The sequence below is a fragment of the Bacillus timonensis genome (assembly GCF_000285535.1).
GTDB classification, from domain to species: domain Bacteria; phylum Bacillota; class Bacilli; order Bacillales; family Bacillaceae_L; genus Ferdinandcohnia; species Ferdinandcohnia timonensis.
In genome coordinates this window covers 488534-496805 of the sequence record NZ_HE610988.1, presented here as the reverse complement: position 1 = coordinate 496805, position 8272 = coordinate 488534, and the positions used below count along the sequence as shown (strand labels likewise).

Sequence of the window (8272 nt, the reverse complement as noted above, 5' to 3'; positions counted from 1 at the left end):
GAGAGGCTAGGAGCCGGAGCTAGACAAATAACTTTATGAATGTACGTACGTTATCTAGTTTTGAAGGAATGAAAATTTCTTCTTGAAATATTTTTAGAAGATAGTATAATATATCTTGTCTTTACTTTATCTAGTGACGATAGCGAGAAGGTCACACCCGTTCCCATACCGAACACGGAAGTTAAGCTTCTCAGCGCCGATGGTAGTTGGGACTTTGTCCCTGTGAGAGTAGGACGCCGCTAGGTTGGAAGAGACGGAGGATTAGCTCAGCTGGGAGAGCACCTGCCTTACAAGCAGGGGGTCGGCGGTTCGATCCCGTCATCCTCCACCATATAGTATCTTGCCGGTTTAGCTCAATTGGTAGAGCAACTGACTTGTAATCAGTAGGTTGGGGGTTCAAGTCCTCTAGCCGGCACCACTTGTGAGCCATTAGCTCAGTCGGTAGAGCATCTGACTTTTAATCAGAGGGTCGAAGGTTCGAGTCCTTCATGGCTCACCATTTAAATTAATTATGCGGGTGTGGCGGAATTGGCAGACGCGCTAGACTTAGGATCTAGTGTCTTTGACGTGGGGGTTCGAGTCCCTTCACCCGCATTATGCGGAAGTAGTTCAGTGGTAGAACACCACCTTGCCAAGGTGGGGGTCGCGGGTTCGAATCCCGTCTTCCGCTCCAGAGATATTTTAAGAAATGCCGGGGTGGCGGAACTGGCAGACGCACAGGACTTAAAATCCTGCGGTAGGTGACTACCGTACCGGTTCGATTCCGGTCCTCGGCACCATCAAATATTAAAATGCGCCCGTAGCTCAATTGGATAGAGCGTCTGACTACGGATCAGAAGGTTATGGGTTCGACTCCTTTCGGGCGCGCCATTTTACGGGAAGTAGCTCAGCTTGGTAGAGCACTTGGTTTGGGACCAAGGGGTCGCAGGTTCGAATCCTGTCTTCCCGACCATATAATATTTGGGGCCTTAGCTCAGCTGGGAGAGCGCCTGCTTTGCACGCAGGAGGTCAGCGGTTCGATCCCGCTAGGCTCCACCAATAGAATCTTTATAGTTAATTTTCATTATGGCGGTGTAGCTCAGCTGGCTAGAGCGTACGGTTCATACCCGTGAGGTCGGGGGTTCGATCCCCTCCGCCGCTACCATTTGAATTTAAAAGAACTGCGGACCTTTAGCTCAGCTGGTTAGAGCAGACGGCTCATAACCGTCCGGTCGTAGGTTCGAGTCCTACAAGGTCCACCATTTACAACTTTTTTATATGTGGAGGAATACCCAAGTCCGGCTGAAGGGATCGGTCTTGAAAACCGACAGGGGTGTTAAAGCCCGCGGGGGTTCGAATCCCTCTTCCTCCGCCATATTTCTTTAGTAACATCAGTTGAATTTAATATTTATTATTATCGCAGGGTGGAGCAACGAGCGTTGCATCATCGAAATACTGCGAGTTGTCCCGACGGACAAAGCTTCTTGAAAAGCTTTTAGAGGAAGGGACAGTTATTTGCTAACAAAGCGCATGAATTAATTTTATTATTTATTATTATCGCGGGGTGGAGCAGTCTGGTAGCTCGTCGGGCTCATAACCCGAAGGTCGTAGGTTCAAATCCTGCCCCCGCAACCAAAAAAAGTTATTGACAAGTTGAAAATGTTATTGTAAAATAATTTTTGTGTCAAAAAAAGAAATACCAAATAGTACTAAATGGTCCCGTGGTGTAGCGGTTAACATGCCTGCCTGTCACGCAGGAGATCGCCGGTTCGATCCCGGTCGGGACCGCCATATGTTGTGGCTCAGTAGCTCAGTCGGTAGAGCAAAGGACTGAAAATCCTTGTGTCGGCGGTTCGATTCCGTCCTGAGCCACCTTATTTATTTACTAAACTTTAATGGCGGTTGTGGCGAAGTGGTTAACGCATCGGATTGTGGTTCCGACATTCGTGGGTTCGATTCCCATCAGCCGCCCCATATAAAAGTTGCGGGTGTAGTTTAATGGTAAAACCTCAGCCTTCCAAGCTGATGTCGTGAGTTCGATTCTCATCACCCGCTCCAAACTATAAAATGGGCCTATAGCTCAGCTGGTTAGAGCGCACGCCTGATAAGCGTGAGGTCGATGGTTCGAGTCCATTTAGGCCCACCATATAATTATTCCACAGTAGCTCAGTGGTAGAGCTATCGGCTGTTAACCGATCGGTCGCAGGTTCGAATCCTGCCTGTGGAGCCATTTTTGGGGAAGTACTCAAGTGGCTGAAGAGGCGCCCCTGCTAAGGGTGTAGGTCGCGTAAGCGGCGCGAGGGTTCAAATCCCTCCTTCTCCGCCATGTTGAATTCAGATAAATATCGTTTCTGGCCCGTTGGTCAAGCGGTTAAGACACCGCCCTTTCACGGCGGTAACACGGGTTCGAATCCCGTACGGGTCATCAAGCGTTATGAGAATTTCTCATGGCGTTTTTTATTTGTCAAAAAGTGTTATTATTTTTCTAAAAAGAAAACACCTGTTACCAGGTGTTTTAATCTTGCGAGATGATATCATCTTCTATTTTCTTTGCTGGGTTGTCTAAATCTACATCTGAAAAGAGTCCGGGTGATATTCCACGGAACATGTCAAATGCGAGAATTTTATCATCAGGGGCATCAAATAAAGGAGCTTCTCCGTTGAAATCTTCAACTTCCTTTTTTCGTTTCATTTCATAACACCTCCAGTTATTATCCTCCCTGTTCTTCATATAAATATTCTTGTTTTAATCATCGCCATTTAGTAAGTTTCCAAGACCTCCTAGTAGACTTCCTTCACCTGTGCTTCCCCCATTTCTAGGAGCACTTGCAAAGATACGGTCAGCAAGACGACTAAACGGTAATGACTGTACCCAAACAGTTCCCGGCCCCCGTACTGTTGCGTAGAATAACCCCTCGCCACCAAAAAATGCCGTTTTTATTTTTCCAACATATTCAATATTATAATCGACTTCCTTTGTCATTCCGACTAGGCAACCAGTATCAATCCGAAGAATTTCTCCCGGTTGAAGTTCTTTTTTATGTATGGTTCCACCTGCATGTAAAAACGCTAAACCGTCTCCTTCTAGTTTTTGCATAATAAAGCCTTCTCCACCGAAAAAGCCAGTTCCTAATTTGCGTTGAAAGTCTATGCCAACTGATACTCCTTTTGCGGCACATAGGAAGGAGTCCTTTTGACAAACAACTTTTCCGCCTAATAAGCTTAAATCAATCGGAATGATTTTCCCTGGATATGGGGCTGCAAACGAAACATGTTTTTTTCCCATTTGGCTATTCGTGAAAACCGTCATAAATAAACTCTCTCCTGTAAGAACTCTTTTACCTGCGCCAAATAGTTTTCCTAATAGACCTCCACCTGAAGTACCTGAACCATCACCAAAAATGGTTTCCATTGAGATTCCATCTTCCATCATCATCATTGCACCTGCTTCTGCAATTACGCTTTCATTCGGATCTAATTCAATTTCAACAAACTGCATGTCGTCTCCATAAAGGTTATATTCAATCTCGTGAGCGTTCATCTTTGTTCTTCCTTTCTTAAAGTTTATATAGTGTACTAATTCGTCATTTATTAGTATCTTCCTTTCAATAATGCTAACGGAATCAAAATAATGTTAATTCTGTTAGAGATTTCAATGACAAATAGAAAAATGACCATTATAATATATTTAGAATTTTCTTGAAATAATGAAATTGAAGGAGGGTTTTATGAGTTCGGAAGTTGCTCTTAAAAGACGGATATGGCCAAGGAAGAAACGATGGAGAATTGTTTTATTAGCAGGAATAACTATTATTCTCCTTCTGGTAGCAAGTATTTTGGCTGGCTTTTTATATTTGAAAAAAAGTATACCAGTTATTGAGGGTGAAATTAGTGTCGATGGTGTAATCGAAGAGGTTGAAGTGATACGTGATCAAAATGGAGTTCCTCATATTGTTGCGCGAAACACACATGATTTGTATTTTGCACAAGGGTATGTAACCGCACAGGACCGATTATTTCAAATGGATTTAAGTAGAAGGCAGGCTTCAGGAGAGCTCAGCGAAGTAATCGGTGCTTCGCTTGTCGAGCAGGATAAATACTTTAGAACACTTGGTTTACGTAGAGCTGCTGAAATGTCGTATGGTGTGTACTCGGCTGAAGCCAAGGATGTTCTGCAATCTTATGCAGATGGTGTTAATGCTTTTATTAAGGAAGTGAAAGAGAAGAACAAATTGCCAGTGGAGTTTACACTAGCAGGTTATGAACCATCAGAATGGAGTCCAATCGATTCCCTCACAATCGGAAAATATATGGCGTATGATTTAGGAGGCCATTATAAAGGGCAAGCATTTCGATATTATATGGCCCAACATGTGTCAGAAGAAAAATGGTTAGAGTTACTTCCTACATACCCTGAGGGTGGAGCAACTGTTTTACAAGCAATGAAAGAACATCCTATTGATATTTCAAAAAGTATTGCTGCCGCTCCATTTCCTAATGAGTTTAATGGGAGTAATAATTGGGTTGTTAGTGGAGAGAAAACAGAATCTGGATTGCCGATTTTAGCTGATGATCCTCATCTTGGATTAGCCACACCATCAATTTGGTATGAAACTCATTTACAAAATAATGAGGTAAATGTAAGTGGTGTTATTTTCGCTGGAGTTCCAGGCATCATATTAGGACGAAATGAACACATTGCTTGGGGGGTAACAAATGTAGGGCCAGATGTACAGGATTTATATATTGAAAAAAGGAATCCAGATAATCCGGTTCAGTTTGAGTACATGGGAAAATGGGAGAATGCTCAAATCATAGATGAACCAATAAAGGTAAAGGATGGAGACACAATACCCTATCAAGTTCAGGTTACAAGACATGGACCGATTATTTCCGAATTCACCCATGATCATAAGGAAGAAACGGCTTTAGCTTTAAAATGGACAGCACTTAGCCCTTCAACCGAACTAGAAGCAGTATTACTGTTTAATAAGGCAAAAAATTGGGATGAATTTAAAGAGGCTCTTACATATTTCCATACCCCTGCCCAAAATTTTGTATTTGCGGCTACAGATGGAACGATTGCATATCGCGCAAATGGGTTAATCCCAATTAGAAAAAAAGGAGATAGTTCTGTTCCTGTACCAGGATGGACGGATGAATATGAATGGGAAGGATATATTCCTTGGGATGAACTGCCTACGATTGTAAACCCGGAGGAAGGTTTTATCTCTACAGCAAATAATAAAGTCGTAACCGATGACTATCCATACCATATCACTAACACATGGGCACAGCCTTATCGTCAGCAACGTATTCGAGATGTCTTGACTAGTAAAAAGGTAGTCAAGGTTGATGACATGCTTCAACTGCAGTTTGACCAACATAATTTACAGGCCGAGGAACTTCTCCCACTTTTTCTAAATGTATTAACAAAAAATGAAGATCAGCTAAGAGAGATAGATAAGACGGTCATTGAGGAGCTAAAAGGGTGGGATTTTGTAGACAGAAAAGAAGATGGTCAGCCTCTTGTCTTTCATATCTGGATGGAGGAATTTGCAAATGTATTATTTGAACAATCCATTCCAAAAGAAATTGATAAGTTGTTTGAAGGCAAGTCTCAAATTGTTGACCAAATGATTCGAGATGCGGCAAAAGGCGATGAAGGGATATGGTTGTCTGAAGCTGGTGGTCTTGAGAAGGTTACATTAGAATCGTTTAAGAGAGCTGTTTATTTTGCTGTAGAAGAGCAAGGGGACAATCCTCGTGAATGGAACTGGGGAGAATTCCATAATGTTCTTTTTGAGCATCCATTGTCGGCGATTTCACCGTTAAACTATCTTTTTAATAATAATGAAGCTGTACCAATGGGCGGAAGTGGAATTACAGTGGCAGCTGCAAGCTTTAATAAGAATTCAGGTGCGATTACACATGGGGCGGCATGGAGATCTGTCATTGATTTGGCAAATATAAATGAAAGCTACAATGTCGTTGGACCTGGACAGTCTGGTCATGTATTAAGTCCATTTTATCATGACCAAATTTCTGATTGGACAACAGGAAAATATCATCTTTCCTATATTAACGAAGAAAGATACAAGGAGAATAGCTATACACTTGTTTTGCAACCGTCTAAGTAATGAAAAGCAGTGGAAAATTTTCCACTGCTTTCCAATTAATCTTCAGCTTCTTCCTGTGTATATGGTTCCTTTTCATATGGAGGGAGGTCACCAAACATCGTCATAATTCCTTCTTCATCTAACACTTCTTCATATCGTTCATGCTGGTTATTTGGGTAGATGATTACTTCTTTTCCCTCAATGTCTGTTGCAACAAAGTTCTCATAATCCTCAACATAGCCAACATTTTCGTCTGATTCAACAAATACTTCATTATAGCTATCAACAGGATCAACAAGGTCTGATGGCGACTCAGATGTGCCGTACTTTGCAACATCTTGCCATGAATCCTCTGCATCAAAAGCTACATTATCTTCTTCATCTACAAATTTCCCAAATGGAGGCATTAATACGCCCTCTTCAATAGGTCGATTATGAGAGACAACCTGGGTTGGACTGTGTTTAACACAATACGTTGTTGTTGGAACAGCAGTTAATCTTTCAAATGGAATATCTTTTCCGCATATTTCACATTTCCCATATCTTCCTTCATCAATTGCTTGTAAGGCGTATGCGATGTCTTTTAATTCCTTTTCGATATGTTCGTTAAGGGCAATGTCTTTTTCTCGTTCGTATAACTCAGTTCCTTCATCACCAGGATGGTTATCGTAAGAAGAAAGTTCTCCAACCGAACCATGAAAATGTCCACGCTCTAAATCAAAATGGTCACTATCTTGTAATTGCTCCTCAACCTCTTTTTTTGCGTTTATCAACTGTGAACGGAAGGTTGATAATTGCTCGTTTGATAACATAGAAAGCACTCCTTCCATAATGATTTCGTAACGAATCTTGTTATGTATTATTTACTGAAACACGAAAATCATAAATGTCAAAAAGTACATGTATGGATAAAAAAAACACGATATAAAATCGTGTTTCAAATGAAGTAATCTATAAAGATTCCAATCGATAACAAAAATCCAAAAAACGTATTTGTTTGGGCTGTTGCTTTCATGGCAGGCATCATTTGTATAGGTTCGGATTTGCCTATAAATCCGGTTACGGCTTTAATAGCTTTTGGAACACTTACGAAAACAAGAAGAGTCCAGAAAGAGGCAATTCCAATAAATGCTAAAACAATAATCCATGCGTAAGAAATAATAAATAATACTGCTAAGAATTTAATCGCATTATCTCTTCCTAATAAAATTGGTAACGTTCGACGACCATTTTTTTTGTCGCCATCCAAATCACGAATATTGTTTGACATGTTAATTGCCCCAACTAGTATCATAATTGGAATAGAAATAAAAATACTCGTTGTTGTTACTGTTCCACTTTGAATGAAAAACGATATTAAGATAATGATCATGCCCATAAAGAAGCCAGCTGCAAGCTCTCCAAAAGGTGTCGATGATATCGGAAATGGACCGCCTGTATATAAATAACCAACTGACATACAAATGGTTCCCACTAATGCTAACCACCAGCTGCTATTCATACAAATATAAACGCCTAAAAGCGTGGCAATTCCCATAAAGGTAAATGCTAAGTTTAAGATTAACTTTGGTTGTACTCCGTCTCTAACAATGGTTCCGCCAATCCCGACTGATTCAGCCGTATCAAGGCCACGTTTATAATCAAAATACTCATTTATCATATTGGTTGCTGCTTGAATTAGAAGACAAGCAACTAACATTGTTATGAACAGAGAAAGGTCTATAGTTGTATCTGAAAGTGCAAGAACTGTCCCTAAAATGACAGGAACAAAGGATGCAGTGAGTGTATGTGGGCGCATGAGTCTCCACCATACTTGAAAACCATTGGAAGGCTTTTTTGATAGCTTTTGATTTGACTGAAGTTCTGTTTGCATTAGACTTCTCCTTTCATGTCAAGTCATGTATATCCACAGTACAGTTTAGTCAATTGGACAAGTACTGTCAATGGTTTAAAGTAGCAAAACAGATAGGGACATTCCTAGCTTGAAATTTTCTCCGGACTAATAAATCTCCAATAACATAATAATAAGGAAGTAAGTGGTCTTTGTACGGGTAGGTATGGTAGAATCAAGTTTGTTGACAACTATAAGTTAGAGGTATATCGTAGAGGCAGTTTTGAACTAGAGGAATCGTCATTTACTTTTAAAAAGATTCTCTCGTGTTAGTGATATACTA

The 8272-nt window shown here is 41.0% G+C and carries 5 protein-coding genes, 21 tRNA genes and 1 rRNA gene; 23 read left to right on the top strand and 4 right to left on the bottom strand.

The features are described from left to right. Positions 1 to 129 precede the first annotated feature (129 nt). From rrf to BTHG_RS20005, 22 genes are all read left to right on the top strand, one after another. A 5S ribosomal RNA gene (gene rrf / locus BTHG_RS20110) occupies positions 130 to 245 on the top strand. A gap of 10 nt (positions 246 to 255) precedes the next feature. After that, positions 256 to 331 (top strand) — tRNA-Val (locus tag BTHG_RS20105). Positions 332 to 342: 11 nt separating this feature from the next. Further along, positions 343 to 418: transfer RNA gene (locus BTHG_RS20100), tRNA-Thr, on the top strand. 5 nt (positions 419 to 423) lie between these two features. Continuing rightward, a tRNA-Lys gene (locus tag BTHG_RS20095) sits at positions 424 to 499 on the top strand. Positions 500 to 513: 14 nt separating this feature from the next. Then, a tRNA-Leu gene (locus tag BTHG_RS20090) sits at positions 514 to 594 on the top strand. A 4-nt stretch (positions 595 to 598) separates the two neighbouring features. Continuing rightward, positions 599 to 673, top strand: a tRNA-Gly gene (locus BTHG_RS20085). A gap of 17 nt (positions 674 to 690) precedes the next feature. Further along, a tRNA-Leu gene (locus BTHG_RS20080) sits at positions 691 to 779 on the top strand. Between the two features lie 14 nt (positions 780 to 793). Further along, positions 794 to 870 (top strand) — tRNA-Arg (locus BTHG_RS20075). A gap of 5 nt (positions 871 to 875) precedes the next feature. Further along, positions 876 to 952: transfer RNA gene (locus tag BTHG_RS20070), tRNA-Pro, on the top strand. Positions 953 to 962: 10 nt separating this feature from the next. Further along, a tRNA-Ala gene (locus BTHG_RS20065) sits at positions 963 to 1038 on the top strand. A gap of 29 nt (positions 1039 to 1067) precedes the next feature. After that, positions 1068 to 1144: transfer RNA gene (locus BTHG_RS20060), tRNA-Met, on the top strand. A gap of 20 nt (positions 1145 to 1164) precedes the next feature. Beyond that, positions 1165 to 1241, top strand: a tRNA-Ile gene (locus BTHG_RS20055). Positions 1242 to 1261: 20 nt separating this feature from the next. Continuing rightward, positions 1262 to 1354, top strand: a tRNA-Ser gene (locus BTHG_RS20050). Between the two features lie 183 nt (positions 1355 to 1537). Beyond that, positions 1538 to 1614 (top strand) — tRNA-Met (locus tag BTHG_RS20045). Positions 1615 to 1694: 80 nt separating this feature from the next. Then, positions 1695 to 1770 (top strand) — tRNA-Asp (locus BTHG_RS20040). Between the two features lie 8 nt (positions 1771 to 1778). After that, positions 1779 to 1851, top strand: a tRNA-Phe gene (locus tag BTHG_RS20035). 26 nt (positions 1852 to 1877) lie between these two features. Next, positions 1878 to 1953, top strand: a tRNA-His gene (locus BTHG_RS20030). A gap of 10 nt (positions 1954 to 1963) precedes the next feature. Next, positions 1964 to 2037 (top strand) — tRNA-Gly (locus BTHG_RS20025). Between the two features lie 11 nt (positions 2038 to 2048). Then, positions 2049 to 2125 (top strand) — tRNA-Ile (locus BTHG_RS20020). 9 nt (positions 2126 to 2134) lie between these two features. Beyond that, positions 2135 to 2209 (top strand) — tRNA-Asn (locus BTHG_RS20015). A gap of 5 nt (positions 2210 to 2214) precedes the next feature. Beyond that, positions 2215 to 2305 (top strand) — tRNA-Ser (locus BTHG_RS20010). Between the two features lie 27 nt (positions 2306 to 2332). Then, positions 2333 to 2404 (top strand) — tRNA-Glu (locus BTHG_RS20005). A 90-nt stretch (positions 2405 to 2494) separates the two neighbouring features. Here the strand turns inward: BTHG_RS20005 and BTHG_RS27150 are convergent. Together BTHG_RS27150 and BTHG_RS19995 are read right to left on the bottom strand one after the other, a co-directional pair. After that, on the bottom strand, positions 2495 to 2671 hold the full coding sequence (locus tag BTHG_RS27150; protein WP_187370817.1) for a hypothetical protein: 177 nt from the start codon (positions 2669 to 2671) through the stop codon (positions 2495 to 2497). A gap of 54 nt (positions 2672 to 2725) precedes the next feature. Next, positions 2726 to 3520 (bottom strand): TIGR00266 family protein, encoded by a 795-nt coding sequence (locus tag BTHG_RS19995; RefSeq protein ID WP_010678528.1) that lies wholly within the window; start codon positions 3518 to 3520, stop codon positions 2726 to 2728. A gap of 187 nt (positions 3521 to 3707) precedes the next feature. On the opposite strand from BTHG_RS19995, the gene BTHG_RS19990 reads away from it, so the two are divergent. After that, positions 3708 to 6119, top strand: a complete 2412-nt coding sequence (locus BTHG_RS19990) for a penicillin acylase family protein (RefSeq protein WP_010678527.1) — start codon at positions 3708 to 3710, stop codon at positions 6117 to 6119. A gap of 35 nt (positions 6120 to 6154) precedes the next feature. On the opposite strand, the gene BTHG_RS19985 is transcribed toward BTHG_RS19990, so the two are convergent. Continuing rightward, complete coding sequence (locus BTHG_RS19985) at positions 6155 to 6910, bottom strand: TraR/DksA C4-type zinc finger protein (RefSeq protein ID WP_010678526.1); 756 nt, start codon at positions 6908 to 6910, stop codon at positions 6155 to 6157. Positions 6911 to 7035: 125 nt separating this feature from the next. After that, complete coding sequence (locus BTHG_RS19980) at positions 7036 to 7971, bottom strand: 1,4-dihydroxy-2-naphthoate polyprenyltransferase (protein ID WP_010678525.1); 936 nt, start codon at positions 7969 to 7971, stop codon at positions 7036 to 7038. Positions 7972 to 8272: the final 301 nt, after the last annotated feature.

Coding starts and splice junctions, on each gene's coding strand:
- BTHG_RS19985 (WP_010678526.1), bottom strand. CDS start 6,910: ATGTTATCAAACGAGCAATTATCAACCTTCCGTTCACAGTTGATAAAC.
- BTHG_RS19980 (WP_010678525.1), bottom strand. CDS start 7,971: ATGCAAACAGAACTTCAGTCAAATCAAAAGCTATCAAAAAAGCCTTCC.
- BTHG_RS19995 (WP_010678528.1), bottom strand. CDS start 3,520: ATGAACGCTCACGAGATTGAATATAACCTTTATGGAGACGACATGCAG.
- BTHG_RS27150 (WP_187370817.1), bottom strand. CDS start 2,671: ATGAAACGAAAAAAGGAAGTTGAAGATTTCAACGGAGAAGCTCCTTTA.
- BTHG_RS19990 (WP_010678527.1), top strand. CDS start 3,708: ATGAGTTCGGAAGTTGCTCTTAAAAGACGGATATGGCCAAGGAAGAAA.